The sequence below is a fragment of the Bacillus sp. NEB1478 genome, from assembly GCF_031582965.1.
In the GTDB taxonomy this organism is placed as follows: domain Bacteria; phylum Bacillota; class Bacilli; order Bacillales; family Fictibacillaceae; genus Fictibacillus.
Genome location: NZ_CP134049.1, coordinates 556,730 through 574,753 on the forward strand (window position 1 = coordinate 556,730; position 18,024 = coordinate 574,753).

The following is an 18,024-nucleotide window of genomic DNA, read 5'->3' on the forward strand; positions in this document are numbered from 1 at the left end:
AAATGGGATAAAAGTAAGTGTCATAAACGACTAATAAGAGAAGATAACCTCTTTGAGTCGTTTTTTTTAAACCTGTTTTTCTACTTTTGTTCACTATTTTATTGAAAAACTTGTACAAGAACGTTAGACAGGCTCTCTTATCCAAAAATTCTTGTTGTATCTACTCTTTTGAAGCTCTCATTTTTACTTAATTCCACGGTAATCCTCGATAATTCCACGAAACTGTGCTTTTTTGTTTTTCTACTAAACTATTTTCCGAAAAAGCAAATCTTTTAACTATCCTTCATTGATTCTTATCATTTACGTAAAAGTAGCTTCACATTAGCTCTCTACACTTATATACGTAATCGATTTTAGAAGGAGATGGACTAATGAAAAAGAAAAAGGTTTTATTAACCACAATTACTGCTCTTATGATTTTTTCGACAACCGGTTTTGATTCAGCAAATCGTGTCTCGGCTGCTGAGGGATCAGATGGATACGGGCCTGAAACGTTCGATCTTCAAGCTCACCGCGGAGGAATCGGACTTACCGTGGAGTCTACAATTGCGTCTTTCTCCCGTGCACTTGAACTTGGAGTGAATACGCTGGAGCTTGATGTGCAAATTACGAAGGATCATGAAGCTGTTGTCACACATGACAGAAAAATTTCGGGTGACAAATGTCAGGATACAAAGCCAGTGTATGAAGGAGACCCTGCATATCCTTATGTGGGGAAATACATCAAAGATCTTACTCTTGCACAGGTTCGTACATTGGACTGCGGTTCGAAAAGATTGGCGCAGTTTCCAGATCAGCGCTTAAGTCCCGGTGCTAGAATGCCATTGCTTACTGAGGTGTTCGATCTGGTCAAACGTTATCAAGCGAACAATGTATGGATGAATATAGAGACGAAAGTAGAAGCTGGTGCACCAGAAGAGACGGCTCCCCGTGAAGAATTCGTGCAAATTGTCGCTCGCCAAGTTCGAGAAGCTGGAATGCTCAAACGTGTTTCCATCCAAAGCTTTGACTGGGGTTCATTAATGCGTATGCAAGAGGTGGAACCGAGCTTACCATTAGTCGCGCTGACAAATGGACCACAATTTTTGGAACCAGGCCAGCCAGGAGGTTCGCCATGGTTGGGCGGAATTGACATCGATGATTTTAACGGTGATCCAGTAGCTGCTGCTCACTCGTTCGGTGCAGATGCTCTTTCTCCAGTTCATGGATTTCCGCAAAACGGAAAAATTACTGATGATAACTATGAGCCATACGTGACAAAAAAAATGGTACAGGAAGCACATAAAAAAGGAATGAAGATTATTCCTTGGACAGTGGACGACAAGCCAACGATGAACAAGCTTATGGACGATGGAGTTGATGGTCTTATCACGGATTATCCTGACCGTTTGCGTGAGGTTATGGAACAGCGTAATCTCGAATTGCCGAAGCGTTATCCTGCACCAGTAGAATGAGAGATTTAGATAGGATTGAACAAGCTTTTTTTCTGAGTAAGGAGCGTGTTCTTGTGAAGGAAAGAATCATCTTTGAGCAGTTTGAATTTGCACGAAACCTTACGCTGCTCGTAGCCAAAGAAACGACCGAAGAAAATGCGGATGTGATTTTTAAAGGGTTTCCAAATTCTCTCCGCTGGCAGTTTGGCCACATTTTTACTTCAGTTGAGGAAATCGTTTTTAAGAGCAGCAACGAAACGATAAATTCGCCTGAAAAATATGGAGAACTGTTTAATCAAGGAACACGGCCATCTGAATGGAAAACAAATCCTCCGGCGATTGAAGAAATTGTACGTTTACTGTCTGAACAGTTGAAACGAGTAAAAGAAACATTCTATGGCAGACTGGATGAAAAACTTACAGAGCCTCTAATCGCGGGACCATTAACATTAGAAACGATTGGCGACCTGCTATCGTTTGCAGCATTCCACGAAAGTGAACATATCGGTGTGATTAAAAGTCTATTAAATGCCTTGAAAGGAGAGACACAGGAACCTTTAATGCCCAAATCAAAATAGATTGTTATTTATTTTTTTCTGTAACAAGATGTTCTAGGATTTTACCGTTCTTTAAAATTAGACGTTTTTGATGGTAACACGAGGTCTCTTATAGAAATATGACAGGTGTTTAAATAAATAGGGAAGAGGCTGGATGAAAAGTAATTAATACTTTTTGGTCAGCCTCATTTTTCGTTGTTTAGGAAATGATAAAAACTAGATCTGTGGATAGTTTGTTTAGAACGATATGGCCATACGGTATTTACCGTACTAATTTAGGAATTAAAAGCAAGATTTCGGTCAAAAAGGTGAAAAAACGATCAAAAATAAGACCAATACTGCAGAAGGTGGACCATTCCGTCTTCAAAACCTAATAAATAAGAACTTTTTCTGCCTTAATAAGGCTCTACCAACCATATATTCACGGTCAACAGCCATAATTCCACGGTCAACAGCCATAATTCCACGTTAAACGGTGATATACCCACGTTAATTTCTGAATAACCACGAACCGACATCATTCGACAACAATCCGATATTCCTCATCTATATGTCGGAGTGGATGACCAGATGAAAACGTATGGTCTTAAAAATATGCATTACTGCTGGATTTTTATTTTATTTCATCAGCTACTTTATAATTCCTGTTTTTACGATCTCCACTTTAACATGCGTGTTAATTTTGATGGAAGGATACGTTTCTTTCCAATCAAGAGATTGCCAAGTCCCTGGATCTGTTTCTTTTATTCTCTGGCCAATTCCTAATACATCACTATTCGCTTTCTGAGTCGTTTTCATAATATGATTTGCCCGTTTAGTCAAATCATTTGATATAGTAGTTTGTAATTTTTTCAACTGCTTAGGAGTTATATTTGACGTCTTAGGATACTGTTTAAGTCCTACCGAAAGATCTAACTTAAGGTTAACAACCGGTTTATGAGAGGCATCCTTTTGAATATTTATTTTACGTTTTGCCTTTGTAATCCGATAGGAGACTTGATTATTTAATTTTTTCTCTTCACTCATATAAGTCAGTAAATCAACCTTTTTTTCGTAATTATTCATTAGCAGCAGTAGAAGAGAACAATCTCTTAGTTGAATCATTTTCCCAGAAAAAGCGTTTTGGCTTATCAATCCTGCACCAGAGACTAATATACCGTCCCCCCTTTGTTCTAAAACAGGGAGAATGAAATCTTTTCCTGCTTCATTAAATAAAGAAAACAATGTGTTTAGGTTCCCTTCAGGAATCGTAGAATTCTCTTCAGCTGCATCGATGATCTCATACAATCCAAATGCAATCGGGTCCGTGCCGATCTCTTTGAAAGAAAAAAGCTCGCTCGCTTTCAAACCTTTCACAATGGCTACCTTACTCCCTAAATAGGGGTCTGGATTTCGATAAAACAGATCAAGATAGGAATTTAAATTTTTCTTTGCAAAGCTTTCCCCCAATAATATGATTCGTGATTTTGAAGCGGATAATGGACCTCTATGATACATTCGTAACTCAGTAAAAGTGTCATCTATGGAATCACCGGTTGCTGATGATTGCTGGTTGTTAAAATCAAAATATCCAGAACCTTTTGGTATGATTTGAAGGACAACAATCGTTGATTTGATCTTGTTATCTTTTAAATCGAAACTGATTCCATTAATGACTTCAGAATCTATAATTAATTTCTGGTCCCAACAGCCTGTTAGCAAAGGAAAAACGAATAAGATGGCAATCAATTTTATGTACATTTTCATCATGTTCTTTTCACCCTTATTTTTGAAATGATTAATAACAAAATCGGAATGAAAAATACAAAGATAATATTTAAATAGGTCATTAAACTTGATAGTGATTCTTTCAAGGAAGGGCTGACAGGAAATAAACCTATACCGAATAATAAAAACGCTATCAAGTACACGGAAGTCTTTCTTTGGATGGAAAAAAGGTTTTGAACGCCAAGGCTTGCATTAAAAAGCTGGATAACAAGAGTCGTAGAGATCGGGACAAGCCAAAAGGAAAGAAAGATAATATCAATTCTTTCGACAAATTCAAATGAAAGCCCTCGGAAAAGATATAATAACGGCTGCTGCACGAGACTGAATTGTGCGCCACTGAAGTAAATAATACACGTGATAATTAAAAACAAATAGAGAGATACCGTGAATAAATTTGACAATGAGATCACTTTCAAGCTTTTATTAGGCTCCTTCAAAAACGGCATGATGAAAAGAATGAACTCGAATCCGATGAGGGAGACGAAAGCATCAGGACTTGCTTTCAAGATCGGTATAAATCCACTTGCACCGATAGGCAACAGTCTTCCAACGTTAATATCAGCTTTTGAGTAAACGAGAATGAGCAAAAAGATCAAAACGATAAACAAAATAGAAAAAAAGAGAAATGTTTTCGAAATGGTCAGCAGATGTTCTTTGGCAATATAGGATGAAGCCAGAAGTAACAACAAGATGATTGCCCAGCGAGGTGTTTGATGCAAAATCCAAGTATTGATAACATCCGTAACTAATAGGATCAATAACATCGAAACCGCTATGAAATACAAAATATACATAAAATTTAAGGTTTTCCCGAAAAAATTTCCCAACAGTTTAAGATTTAGTTCATACAAAGTATTTTTAGGAGAGACCTTACTTAAAGCAACAAGAACAATAATCACACCTTGCGCGAGGACTCCAGCGATCAACAAAGAAATCCAGCTGTCCTGGTGTACATCATTGTAGAGGATATAGGGCAAACCAAGGATTCCAATACCGATCTGGGCTTGTATAATCAAGAAAAATAAATTCTTATTTGTAAGCATATTTATCTTAACCCTCTCGCTTTTTTGGTTTAGATTTCACGATTGATTGAAGAATTTTAGGTGAATCCACATACGCTTTTCCTGAAGAGGTCAGCTTGACAAGGTGAGTCAAATACACCATTAATCCGAAGGCAATTCCAATAAAACCAAATATAGCTGCCAGGAAAATTAAAGGAAAACTCATTAACCGGATCGAAGTACTCATCTCACCAATTGGGATAACGAATGATGAAACGGCAGTAATAGCGATAACAACAACCATCGTATTCGATATAAAATTGGTTTGAACGATGGCTGAACCAATCACAATAGCCCCAACCGTACCGATTGTTTGGGCAACAGCAGAAGGTAGTCTTACAGATGCTTCTTTCAATAATTCCAATACAATCTGCATAATGACCGCTTCGATTAAAGGATGAAAGGGAACATTCATCACCGAGAGTTTTAGCGTATAAAAGGTGCTTACCGGTAAAATTGCAGAATGAAAGGCATTCACGGCAATATAAAAAGCCGGAAGAGTAACTGACAAGATAAATGCGAGCATTCGTAACGTGAAATAAAAAAGATTAACAAACCATCGTGAATTAACATCTTCTGGGCTTCTTAAAAAGGCGTAAAAGGTAACAGGAGTCACTAAAGCAGAAGGTTCATGCTCAAGAAAAATCACGACACTGCCTTTCAAGAGATTATTTGCCGTCCTGTCTGGCCTTTCCGTTCTTAACGTTTGCGGAAAGGGCGAAAATGGATAATCTTCTAGAACTTCCTGCAGCTGCCTGGATTGTATAAGTTCCGGTTCTTTTATTTGATCTAATCTATTTTTGATTGAATTGATGATGTCTGATTCGACTTTAGATTCGATATAACAGATAGCGATTTCTGCATTTGTTAAAGTCCCATATTGTTTATACTCCACTTTGAATTCTGGAGTCCGTAGCCTTTTTCTAAGCATAGAAATGTTTGTACTCGCATTTTCAACAAAACTATCATGGGCGCCGAGCGTTACTTTTTCGTTTAAGGATTCATTGATTGCGCGCTTCTCATCGGTTAAGGTCGCAATCGAATAGACAAAATTACAATCTTCCAGAAATAAAATGGTATTACCCTGTGCCAATGAATAACTTATATCCTTATATGTTGTCAGGGTTGTAAATTGTGTGGCGCTAATTGATTCTTCAATTCTTTCAGTTTCCTGCTTGTTTAACGGATTGATAATATGGATTTCAATGGATTCCTTATCAATGATCGTATCAAGATACAGAAGGATGATGGTTTTATTGTGAAAAATCACCTGTCTTCGTTTTAAATCTTCTGTATGAAACATTTTTTCTTCTATATTAAATAAGTTTTGGTTTAAATCTTTTGTAAGAAGTTCATTTTGTGATTTTGCCATATCGCATCAATCTACTTTCTTTAAAAAGTTGATAGTATGCATTATGTACCTCTGCTTCGATGGATATTCTTTTAGCAGGTAGAAATATTGAGATTTGAAAAACAAACATAGAGTAGATAATTGCAGAGAAACGAATCGAATTCCCACACTTTTTCTGGTGAATCTCACACTTTTTCTTATGAATCTCACAAATATAAATTTATAAACACGAGACGACATCAATCGACAAACAAAAGTCGCCAGCACACCTACCTCACTAATCCCAAAAACGCATAATAAAAATGAACTGGCTAAACCACTTCATTGTCCGGGGTGTTCTATGTATTCTGAAGGCGATTGTACACTATTTCACATACAAGGGTAAAAAGAAACGCGAGGGTGAATCTGGTAATCTCTCTATTTGTATTTTTATTCGAGGGTATTTAGCTGATCAGCACGTGCTTTTTGACTCAGCTCGTTGGAGAAGTTCATGGCGTCATGGATGGATGAAAAATGCTGTGATGAATAATAAGGTGTTTTGTAGCAGATGACGCAGTTGTTTTCGGAAGGGTAGATGCGAACCTTCCAATGGAAAACATCCGGCTGTTTCTCGGTTCCTTCCATCGCGATCAGCCAGTGGGTGGAACCTTCAAACGATGCATTTTCCTTTGTTCTTTCTAGAAGGGATGCTCGATCATTCTCTCCGATAAGAATTAGCCCCTTTTGATAAAACTCCCTAAGATTCGGATAATCGCTCATACGATCTCTCCTTTCAAAACAACATGATTTGTCCGATTCTTTTCATTATCAATGAAAATCATGTTTTGTTTATTACATCATTATATGTACGAACTTTAAAAAGATGACAGACCTGTTCCTCTGTAGAGACTGTGTGTCAATCGTATGGAGCCGTATCGTGTGATTGGAAAAAGCGTTCCGAAACAAGAACGCTGGGAGGGTTTTTACGTAATTTTAAACAAGTGTTTAACTCACTAAAAAACCAGACACTGAATAAGTCAGCATCTGGCATAGAAAATTTTTAAAACCGTCGTCTCTTGTTGCGGGGCTTTCGTCTTCTTCTTATGATTTTAATCTCTTTGACTTTAATGAACCTCACGCCAATGAATAAGAAGTAGGTTAAGAGTGCGACATAAAAGAAAACCGGTACACTTTCGAACTGATTTTTGGCAACCAAATAAAACATATAGAATAAAAACAGCGTAATTATCGTCCCGTACCTTGGGAGCGGGATGTCTTTTAAGCTTGGAATTCTAATAGTACTGACCATTAAGAGCGCCAATCCGTAAAAGATCAAAACGAACACCCATAACGGAATCATTTTTACAAAAAAGACTAAAAAGACCACGATACCGCCAGCGGGAGGGATCGGAATACCTTTAAAGTATTTCATGGATTCTTCAGAGTCTGTAATATTAAAACGAGCTAGGCGGTATGCGCCGAAAAGCGGAAACAGTCCTGCAAGAACAAAACCCCACATGCCTAAATTAGCAAAATAGGAATGGGCAGTAATAAAGGCAGGTGCTACCCCAAATGAAACGACGTCTGCGAGGGAATCCAATTCCTTGCCAAGTGTGCCTGAAACACCTAGAATTCTTGCTGCTCTTCCATCAACAGCATCCAGCATCATCGCGATAAAAATGAGTATGGCTGCATTTCGGAAATCGCCATGAGCGGCATATCCGATAGAAAGAAAACCAGAGAACAAGTTACCTAATGTTAATAAATTTGGTATATGTTTTTTCATTGTTCACGTCCTTAAAAAATACTCTTCCTTTTATAATAAATGATTCAAAGGTCAAAAGGTTATACTTTTTTAGTTATCGACAAGCTTAACAGAAATGTTGAATGCTATAAAGGCTGTGCACATAACTCTTACTTTAACCTATAGCGCTAAAATCATGCTGAACTGCGTGAAGTGAGTTTCGTAAACTTTGTTGCTATTGGAAGTGGGTGATTTCCACTCCAGGATGCTCGCTTTCCGCGGGGCAGGCGGTGAGCCACATTCGTACATTTCAAGTATAAGTGTCTCACCTGCCCACCTGTCCCGCAGGAGTCTCACACCTTACATTCCAATCAACCTGTCATTGGGGTCAAATGACAAAATGCCTTAGAAGCAACAATCTTTTAGAAAAGAGCTTTTTTAAAAATGCTGTTTTAGTAAACTTTGTTGCTATTGGAAGTGGTTGATTTCCGTTCCAGGTTGCTCGCTTTCCGCAGGGCGTGCGGTGAGCCCACTCGTCGCCTTGCGACATTGAATGGTCTCACCTGTCCCGCTGATCCCGCAGGACAAGGAAAGCAACGGCCGCGTTAAATCGCACGAAGAAAATGTGATTTTCATTTTCGAGGAGTCTCGCACCTTCTGCTACAATCAACTTATCAATTAAGAGTCTTCGCTAAAAAACTCAAATCTAAAAACAAAAATCTTTTAGAAAAGAGTCTCTAAAAAAGTGGTTACGCTGAATCCTCATAAAAGCCCGATGAAGGCACATAAACCTCTAATGAAACCACATAAAAGTACGGTGAGTCCACATTAAGATTCATTGAATTCTCATAAATACCACGTGAAACCACATAAATGCCTCTTTCATACTATCTTGACCTTTCCAAAATAACAAAAGGAGCCAAAAACTTGTTTTGGCATCCTAAATAGATTTTACTTCACGCTTTTCTTCAAATACCTTTCAAACAGCAGGTCGATCAGCAGCATTAGTGTTGATCTCGCCGTGATATCGTATCCTGCAAATTTAACGCGGTCGACGGTCATGCTCAAGTTCGTTTTTACCATTTTTCCTAACGTGGAGTCGGAGGAATTCGTGATTGCGGCTGTGTCGACAACCTTATAAGTCAGCTTTTCTGCGGCTTGTACGAGTGTTTTCGTTTCCCCGCTGGATGAGATGAAGAAGATGAGGTCGTCAGGCTCAACCATGTTTGGGAGCAGGTCGATCATGTGGGACTCGTATGTATAATGGGTTTGTTTATTCGTCTGCATGAGCAGCTTCGAAAAGTATTCCGCCATCATTTTGGACAGACCGACTCCTACAACCATGACACGCTTTGCATTTTTGATTTTTTCACTCAGTTTTTCCAGATCATTTAAGTTAATCGTCTCGAACGCTGATATGAACTCATCTTTATACCGGTCAACGGGATTATCGTTCATTAACGTCTGGTTCTCGATCGTTTTCAAAATGTATTTTAGCTCCGAAAAGCCTTCTAATCCGAGCTTATGTGACATACGCACAATCGTTGTGGTGCTCACGTTGTTTACCTTTGCGATCTCGGTCAGCGAAAGCTTTTTAGCCTTGTCTAAATGCTGATCGATGTAATATAGCACTTGTTTTTCGGTCGGTGTACAGTTGGACAAGCTATTGCCGAACTGATCCAGGAATTTCCCCATCTGCTGCTTCCTCATTTCCGCACAATTCTTTCATTAAGTATAGCATGTCCATTTTTCATTCTGTACAAATATACAGACTCTGTACAAAGACAGCGGTTTCTTTTGTGTTACAACTAAAGTATAGAAAAGTGAAAGTGCTTTCATACTAAGTGCAGATTGGAGTGAATGTCATGCAACTACGAAACATGACACATCCGAATTTAGTCGTGTTCGATGTCGATGCTCAAAATAAAGAGCAAGTCATCAGGCAGCTAATTTCTAACATAAAACAAGAAGGTTATATCGATTCTGAACAAACATTTTTGGAAGCGGTTTTAAAACGTGAGGAAGTTTCTCCGACGGGTATGGAAAAAGGTCTCGCAATACCGCACGGAAAATCAGAAACTGTGAAAAAAGCAGTTTTCGCTGTGGCACGTCTTAAAACGCCACTTACTGATTGGGAAAGCATCGATCCTAACAACAAGGTGCAGCTCGTATTCCTGATCGCCATTCCAGAAAGCGAAGCAGGCACAACACACCTCAAAGTATTGTCTACATTGAGCACAAACTTAATGAAGGACGGCTACTTAGAAGGTTTGATGGCTGCTGAAACAAAGGAACAATTTTTAAATCGCTTAGATACTGAAAAAGAAGAATTGGAAACGCAAAAAATGTTCTCAAAAACAGTTGTAGCGATTACAGCATGTGCGACAGGAATCGCGCATACGTACATGGCCGCTGAAGCTTTAGAAAAAGCGGGACGTGAGCTTGGTGTGAACGTACTTGTTGAAAAACAAGGCGCGAACGGCATCGAGGACGAGTTATCAGCAGAAGTGATCGAAAAAGCGGACGCGGTTATTTTCGCAACAGACATCGCACCGAAACAAAAAGAACGTTTTGCAGGGAAAGCTTTCGTTCAGACACGTGTGGCTGAACCTCTTCGAAAAGGAAAAGAAATGATCCAAAAAGCGCTTAACCATCCTGATGGTGTTGTTGAACATGGCGAAGCAGACGAATCATCTACAACGTCAACAAATGGCGGTGGATTCTTCAAAGACATGGTACAAGCGGTAATGACCGGAATCTCGTACATGATTCCCGTAATCGTTGCAGGTGGATTGATGATGGGGATCGCGAAGCTTGGTGCGATGCCGTTTGGTCTTGTGAACGAACTTGGTGATCCGAAATATGCGACTCACCCAAACGAACTGTTTGTGATTCTCCATTTCTTAGACGCATTTGGCGGACTGATCTTTAAATTCATGTATCCGATATTTGCAGCGTTTGTCGCATATTCACTGGCTGACAGAGTAGGTCTTGTAGCCGGATTTATCGGAGGCGCTTTTGCAGGCGGACTTCATTACACATTCTGGGGCATCACAGACGGTATTCCCTCTGGATTTTTAGGTGCATTGATTCTCGGTCTTTCGGCAGGTTACATCGCTCGTTTCTTAAACCGAAAAATTCAATTGAGCAGAAATTTTGCGGCAATGAAGCCGATGTTTATTATTCCAGCAATCTCTGTACTATCGATTTTCTTTTTAAACTTTTACATTGTAGACCCTGTGTTTGGCGGATTGAATGTTGTTCTTCGCAACTGGATTGAATCAGCACAAGGGACTGGAGATGTTGTGTTAGCGTCCATTATCGCTGCGGCGACTGCTTTTGACTTAGGCGGACCAATCAACAAAGCGGCAGGAGCGATTGCGATCGGACTTGCGGCTGACCAAGTATATCCGTTAACGGCTCGTGTACTTGCAATCGTAATTCCGCCGATCGGACTTGGACTAGCTGTAATCATTGATAAATATGTAGTAGGACGCCGTGTTTTCCCGGCAGATCTTCGCATAGCGGGTAACACTTCACTATTATTAGGATTTCTTGCGATCAGTGAGGGTGCGATTCCGTTCATGCTCCGCAATCCGATAATCACGATTCCAATCAATATTATCGGTGCGATTCTTGGTGCAAGTACAGCAGTCTTGTTAGGTGCTGTTCAATGGCTGCCGCTTCCGGCAATCTGGGGCTGGCCTTTAGTTGAAAACTTATGGGCTTATCTTCTTGGCCTTGTTGTTGGTGCAGCATTCATCGCATTTGCGAACATCTTTATCCGATTTGCGATTTTAAAGAAAAAAGAACGTCAGGCATAAATAAAAGAAAAAAGGGGCGCATCTTGAAGAAGATGACCCCTCTTTCTATTAGATAGATAGACACCTTGGGAGGGAAATCAGCATGAAACAGAAAAAAGTATACGTCGTACCGCATTCCCATTGGGATCGTGAGTGGTATTTTACAATTGAAGATTCGAACCTTTTACTCGTAGAGAACATGGACCGTTTGATGGATGTGATGGAAAACAATCCGGAATATACCGGGTATGTATTCGATGCACAAAGCTCGATCATCGATGAATATTTGAAAATCCGTCCAGAGGAAAAAGAGCGGTTAGCTAAATTAATCGGCGAAAAACGAATCTTTATTGGACCATGGTACACACAGGCTGATTCACTTCTCGTAAACAAGGAGTCTTTGATTCGCAATTTGCTATACGGCACACGGATCGCTGAAAAGATGGGTCATTCCATGAATGTTGGCTACTTGCCTGATATTTTTGGGCAAAACACATATCTCCCTTCGATGTTCAAAGAGTTTGATATCGACTATAGTGTGCTGCAGCGCGGCATTTACACTGATCAGTTGAATGGCGATTTGAATTTCACGTGGAAATCTCCAGACGGTGAGAGTGTTAAAGCGAACAATATTTATTTTGGGTATGGACCAGGGAAGTTTTTATCAGCAGATCCAGATTATATGGAAGAACGTTTGCTGCCGATTTTAGAAAAAATAGCAGACATGAATGCCAGTACAGATCATTTGCTGCTGCCTGCTGGCGGTGACCAAGTGCTTATCCGTGAGCATTTTCCTGAAACCGTAAAAAAGTTAAACGAAAAAGACGAAAAGCATGAGTATGTGCTTTCAGATTATGAAACATTTATGAAAGATACATGGGAACACGGCCGATTCGAAAATGTGATCGAAGGCGAATTGATCGCCACACAAAAGTCCCGTATCCATAATACGATTCGTTCACAGCGGTATGACATCAAAAAAATGAACGACATCGCAGAAGATAAAGTGATTAATGAGCTGGAGCCATTAGCTAGTATAGCGAGCACACTCGGTTTTAAATATCCGCAAGCATGGCTTGATGATATGTGGAAGATGCTTTTCGATGTTCACGCACATGACAGTATCGGAGGGTGCAATTCGGATGATACGAATCAGGAGATTGTAAACCGCTTGACGAAAGTGATCCGAATCGCGGACGGCTGTTTGAATCTCTTGAAAAAGCAAATGACAGAAGCGGTGAGCCGAAAGCTTGGCAAGAACTCTATTTTCACTTTGTTCCATCTGCTTCCAAAACCATTTATCGGCTCACAAAAAGTCGTTCTTTTTACTCGTGAAAAAGAATTTTCAGTATGCGATTTGGATGGAAAGGTTGTTGTAACCGATGTGCTGCAGCAAGACTATATCAGCGGCGGAAAGACAATCGTTGTAACGGCAGAAGGGGAGAAGGAAGTAGACGCACCAGGCTATTACCGCCATGAAGTGCTGCTTCGTGATATTAAGCTTCCAGCGATGGGTTATGAAACATTTGAGGTCATTGATGGTGATGTAACTGGGGTTGAATCACTCCGAAAATTAAACAAACGTTTAATTGAAAACGAAAATTTCCGTATTTTTGAAGAAAATGAAGTCATGCATTTGAAAGTGAAATCATCTGGAAATACGATATCTGATTTTATCCGATTTGAAAATGTCGCTGACGCCGGTGACTCTTATGATTTTTCTCCATTAGAAGGAGATGCACCGTTAATCGTGAAAAAAGTGCAGTCAGTTGGCGTGGAAGCAAGCAGCGGCGTTCAGTTGATGGAAGTGAAACATGTGTTAGAAGTGCCTGCTGATCTGGAAGAAAGAAAAGCGGGTTCAGTCTCTAAAGAGCTTGTGATCACAACTCGTTTTGAACTTCGTGAAGGTGAAAATTTTATCCGGGTCACACATGACATCGACAATGATGTAAAAGACCACCGCGTTCGTGTGTTGCTGCAAACATCCGTTGAAGCACCTGAACATTCCTTTGGTGATCAAGGATTCAGCTTCATTCAGCGTCCGACGGTAAATCCGTTCATGGAGAACTGGAAAAAAGAAAAGTATGCTGAAGCACCCGTTCCGATCTATCCGCTTGAAAATTTAGCCGGCGCAACAAACGGCGAGTTGACGATGGCTGTAGTAACAAAAGGAATAAAAGAATATCAGCTGATTAAAGAAACCGGTGAACTTGCATTAACATTGTTCCGCAGTGTCGGCTTGCTTGGCCGTGATAATCTGGCTTGGCGTCCGGGCAGGGCTTCCGGAATCAATAACAAAGTCGTTTACACGCCAGACGCTCAAATGCAAGGGAAGATGACTTTTGAGTACGTGATTCATGTAGGATCAGGTCATGATGTTAAACAACTGTTTAAATTGGTTGATTTATATCGCGGTCACAATGTGAGTTATCAAAAGCAATCGCTGAACACATTTGAAGAACGACTCGACCGTTTCGAGATTCCTTATCCGGTAGAAAAACTGCCATCACGTTTTGGTTTGCTTGAGATTTCAGATGCTGACGTATTTTATAGTTCGATGAAAAAAGCGCATGATGATCGTTCAGTCATTTTACGATTGTTCAATCCGAGCAGTGAAGAGCAGCGTGTTACTTTAACAAGCGATTTTATCCAGTCAATCGCTCAAACAAAACTGAACGAAAAAAGCGTGATCGACGTGAAAGAGGATGTGACAATTCGCGCAAAAGGATATGTCACATTGAAGCTTTCAGTAAAGGAGAATATGTAAATGAGTTTTCCGGAAAAAATAGAACAGCTGTTAAAGACGATTTATGGTGAAGATTTCGATACGGTTTATAACGAACAGATTTTAGAATCGGTAGATGAATGGAAGCAAAAGAAGTGGAAGATGACGGAACCGGTAACAGAAAAAAACGTGTACCTCATCACGTATGGCGACATCATTAAAGAAGAAGGCCAGCCAGCTTTAAAAACGCTGAACAAGTTTATAGACGAGTACGCTAAGAATGAGATTACGGATGTCCATCTTCTACCGATGTTTCCTTACACGTCTGATGATGGTTTTTCCGTTGTTGATTACCGCGAGATTCACCCAGAGCTTGGTGACTGGACTGACATCGAGCACTTTTCAAAAGATTACCGCCTTATGTTCGATTTTGTGGCGAATCATATGTCAAAATCGAGTAAATGGTTTCAAGGCTATTTAAAGGATGAACCGGAATTCAAAGAATTTTTTATTCCGAAAGAAGACGATTTTGATGCATCACAAGTGGTTCGCCCCCGTACGTCTTCGCTTTTTCATGAGTACGAAGGCGGAAAGACGGCTTGGACCACGTTCAGTGAAGATCAAGTTGACGTAAACTTTAAGCATTTTCCTGCTTTGCTTGAGATGACGGATATTTTGCTGGAATATGCGTATCGCGGCGGGACAAGCATCCGGTTAGATGCGATTGGTTTTATGTGGAAGGAATCAGGAACAACGTGCATTCACTTGCCTAAAACACACGCGATCATTCAGCTGTGGCGCGAGATTTTAGAGGAGTTGGAACTGAATACTCTGCTTATCACTGAGACGAACGTTCCGCATAAAGAGAATATCAGCTATTTTGGCGATGGTGAAAACGAAGCACACATGGTGTATCAATTCTCATTACCGCCACTCGTGCTGCATACGTTGACTACTCATAATGCTGTAAAACTAACAAATTGGGCGAAAACGATCGAAAAAGTGTCTGACAAAGCGACGTATTTCAACTTTTTAGCGAGCCATGATGGAATCGGCATGCGTCCGACAGAAGGTATTTTAACAGAAGAAGAGCGTTTCGCATTGGCGGAAAAAGTGCTGGAGAACGGCGGCCGCGTTTCATATAAAAGCAATCCGGATGGTACCGAATCACCTTATGAGCTGAACATTAATTACATGGATGCGCTCATTAACAAAAATGAAGACTTTGGTGAAGATGTTCAGGTTCAGAAAATGCTTGCGGCTCATTCGGTTCTATTTTCCGTTATGGGTGTCCCAGCTGTGTATTATCACTCACTCCTCGGATCAGGGAATGATTACGATGGGCTTGAATCTTCTGGGATTAACCGCCGAATCAACCGGGAGAAATTTAAGTTTGATGAGTTAGTTAGCGGGCTCGAAACTTCAACGAGAAGACAGAACGTTTTTGCCGGAATCAAGAAGCTAATCCGTACGCGCCAGAAGGAATCTGCATTTTCTCCTTTTGCAGATCAAAAGATTTTGGAGCTTGGCGAGCAGGTTTTTGCAGTCGAGAGAAAAAACGAAAAAACAGATGAGTCTGTATTGTTTGTTGTAAATGCGGCAAATGCTGCTGTGAATGTAAAACTTCCTGTTAGCGGGTTCGACCTTTGGAGTGAGAAATCTGTTGAAGGAAATGTGGAGCTTGCGCCGTATCAATTTATGTGGATAAAAAAATAAGGCTCTTTTTTAAAGATTGTTGCTTTTAGCTCATGAAAAGTTGATTGGAGTGCAAGGTGCGAGACTCCTGCGGGAGGAGCGGGACAGGTGAGACATTGTTGGTGCAAAGCGCCATGTTGGCTCACCGCACGCCCCGCGGAAAGCGAGCATCCTGTAACGGAGATCAACCACTTCCAAGAGCAACAAAAGATTGCGAAAACAGCCAAAAATAAAGGATGTGGAAGCGATGAAGATTGTAATCGCACCCGATTCGTTTAAAGAAAGCCTGACAGCGGCAGAAGTATGTTCTGCTATAGAATCTGGTTTTCAAAAAGTGCTGCCTGACGCAGAATACGTCCATGTGCCGATCGGTGACGGTGGAGAAGGAACGGTGCAGTCGGTGGTTGATGCAACAGGTGGTCGAATTGTTGCAGTAGAAGCGACAGGACCGCTTGGTAATAAAGTTGAAGCATTTTACGGAATAACAGGTGACGGGAAGACGGCGGTGATCGAAATGGCTGCTGCTTCCGGTTTGCACCTTGTGCCTTGGGAGCTCCGAAATCCATTGATCACCACTACGTTTGGAACAGGTGAGCTCATTTTGGATGCGCTTGATAAAAAGGTAGAGCGAATTGTTCTCGGATTAGGCGGGTCAGCAACAAACGATGGTGGAGCTGGCATGGCTCAGGCGCTTGGCGCAAAATTCAGTGATGTGAACGGAAAAGAGCTTTCTTACGGTGGTGAAGCTTTGGGTGAACTGCTTTCAATCGATGTTTCGGGTCTAGATCCTCGTTTGAAATCGGTAAAAGTGGATGTCGCCTGTGATGTGACGAATCCGCTTACAGGGCCACTTGGCGCATCAGCCGTGTTCGGACCGCAAAAAGGCGCAACTCCTGAGATGGTCGTGCTTTTAAACAACTGTTTAACAAGATACGCAGAAGTGATCGAGCGAAATCTTGCAATAGATGTTGACCAGTTACCTGGTGCAGGAGCTGCCGGCGGGCTTGGAGCGGGTGTTGTCGCGTTTTTAGAAGGAGAACTGCAGAGCGGAATTGATTTAGTACTCGATGTTGTAGGTTTTGAAAAAACAGTTCGTGATGCTGATCTTGTCATAACAGGTGAAGGGCGCATTGATTCACAGACCGTTCAAGGGAAAGCTCCTGTTGGCGTTGCAAAACGAGCGAAGTCAGTAGTTAGGAGTGTTCCAGTCATAGCGATTGCCGGAAGTATCGGAGAAGGATACGAAGCTGTCTATGAACATGGCATCGATGCTGTGTTTAGTGTCGTTAATGGTGTTGTCACATTGGAAAAAGCACTGGCGGACGGGGCTGTTAATGTAGAACAAACCGCTCAAAATATCGCGCGGGTGTTGAAAATGAAGTTCTAAATCTAAATCCAAAGAAAAGCGTTCTGTCAGTAGACAGGTCGCTTTTTTTGTTTAAGTTCTGTTAATTGATAGTGTTGGTGTTGATAATCCTTGGAAGGTCTAAAAGATTGTTGTTTTTAAAAATAGGTTTTGCGAAAGTGCTTCTTTGTAAAAGTTGATTGGAGTGGAAGGTGCGAGACTCCTCGAAAATGAAAATCACATTTTCTTCGTGCGATGTAACGCGGCCGTTGCTTTCCTTGTTCTGCGGGATCAGCGGGCTAGGTGAGACACGATAGGTGCAAAGCGCCAAAGTGGCTCACCACACGCCCCGCGGAAAGCGAGTAACCTGAAGCGTAAATCACCGCCTTCTAAAAGCATCATTGATTACGAAAAAAGCTTAATTTAAAAACTATCTTTGTAAGCGTTTCCTAAGGCTTTAGGAAAAGAGTTAATTTTTAATCTATCCTAGTCACTTTTATAATAAAACTACAGAGCGGATAGACTTCTTCGCTCGAAAAAATAATCCGGATGATAACGTGTAAG

Annotated in this window: 12 protein-coding genes; 6 read left to right on the plus strand and 6 right to left on the minus strand. The window is 40.8% G+C overall.

Going from position 1 to position 18,024, the window contains the following annotated elements:
- The first annotated feature begins 371 nt into the window (after window positions 1-371).
- Both RGB74_RS02695 and RGB74_RS02700 read left to right on the plus strand, forming a co-directional pair.
- A complete protein-coding gene (locus RGB74_RS02695; protein WP_310761452.1) occupies window positions 372-1,454 on the plus strand; it encodes a glycerophosphodiester phosphodiesterase in 1,083 nt (360 codons plus the stop codon).
- A 53-nt stretch (window positions 1,455-1,507) separates the two neighbouring features.
- A complete protein-coding gene (locus RGB74_RS02700) occupies window positions 1,508-2,011 on the plus strand; it encodes a DinB family protein (protein ID WP_310761453.1) in 504 nt (167 codons plus the stop codon).
- A 609-nt stretch (window positions 2,012-2,620) separates the two neighbouring features.
- Here RGB74_RS02700 and RGB74_RS02705 read toward each other — a convergent pair.
- The 6 genes from RGB74_RS02705 to RGB74_RS02730 all read right to left on the minus strand — a co-directional run bounded on the left by RGB74_RS02705 (window position 2,621) and on the right by RGB74_RS02730 (window position 9,587).
- Complete coding sequence (locus tag RGB74_RS02705; protein WP_310761454.1) at window positions 2,621-3,739, minus strand: Ger(x)C family spore germination protein; 1,119 nt, start codon at window positions 3,737-3,739, stop codon at window positions 2,621-2,623.
- A complete protein-coding gene (locus RGB74_RS02710; protein ID WP_310761455.1) occupies window positions 3,736-4,800 on the minus strand; it encodes a GerAB/ArcD/ProY family transporter in 1,065 nt (354 codons plus the stop codon). The genes RGB74_RS02705 and RGB74_RS02710 overlap by 4 nt, the downstream gene beginning before the upstream one ends.
- Window positions 4,801-4,807: 7 nt before the next feature.
- Window positions 4,808-6,190: a spore germination protein gene (locus tag RGB74_RS02715; protein ID WP_310761456.1), complete on the minus strand. Its 1,383-nt coding sequence runs from the start codon at window positions 6,188-6,190 to the stop codon at window positions 4,808-4,810.
- A 408-nt stretch (window positions 6,191-6,598) separates the two neighbouring features.
- Window positions 6,599-6,928 (minus strand): hypothetical protein, encoded by a 330-nt coding sequence (locus RGB74_RS02720; protein ID WP_310761457.1) that lies wholly within the window; start codon window positions 6,926-6,928, stop codon window positions 6,599-6,601.
- A gap of 280 nt (window positions 6,929-7,208) precedes the next feature.
- On the minus strand, window positions 7,209-7,934 hold the full coding sequence (pssA, locus tag RGB74_RS02725) for a CDP-diacylglycerol--serine O-phosphatidyltransferase (RefSeq protein WP_310761458.1): 726 nt from the start codon (window positions 7,932-7,934) through the stop codon (window positions 7,209-7,211).
- A 909-nt stretch (window positions 7,935-8,843) separates the two neighbouring features.
- Window positions 8,844-9,587, minus strand: coding sequence for a MurR/RpiR family transcriptional regulator (locus tag RGB74_RS02730; RefSeq protein ID WP_310761459.1), 744 nt, complete (start codon window positions 9,585-9,587; stop codon window positions 8,844-8,846).
- A gap of 170 nt (window positions 9,588-9,757) precedes the next feature.
- Here RGB74_RS02730 and RGB74_RS02735 point away from each other — a divergent pair, with 170 nt between their 5' ends.
- The 4 genes from RGB74_RS02735 (at window position 9,758) to RGB74_RS02750 (ending at window position 17,502) form a co-directional block, all read left to right on the plus strand.
- The gene (locus RGB74_RS02735; protein WP_310761460.1) at window positions 9,758-11,716 is read left to right on the plus strand and encodes a fructose-specific PTS transporter subunit EIIC; all 1,959 of its coding nucleotides are present in this window, start codon (window positions 9,758-9,760) and stop codon (window positions 11,714-11,716) included.
- Window positions 11,717-11,798: 82 nt separating this feature from the next.
- On the plus strand, window positions 11,799-14,462 hold the full coding sequence (locus tag RGB74_RS02740; RefSeq protein ID WP_310761461.1) for a glycoside hydrolase family 38 N-terminal domain-containing protein: 2,664 nt from the start codon (window positions 11,799-11,801) through the stop codon (window positions 14,460-14,462).
- Window positions 14,463-16,136, plus strand: a complete 1,674-nt coding sequence (locus RGB74_RS02745) for a sugar phosphorylase (RefSeq protein ID WP_310761462.1) — start codon at window positions 14,463-14,465, stop codon at window positions 16,134-16,136.
- A 226-nt stretch (window positions 16,137-16,362) separates the two neighbouring features.
- Window positions 16,363-17,502, plus strand: coding sequence for a glycerate kinase (locus RGB74_RS02750; RefSeq protein WP_310761463.1), 1,140 nt, complete (start codon window positions 16,363-16,365; stop codon window positions 17,500-17,502).
- Window positions 17,503-18,024: the final 522 nt, after the last annotated feature.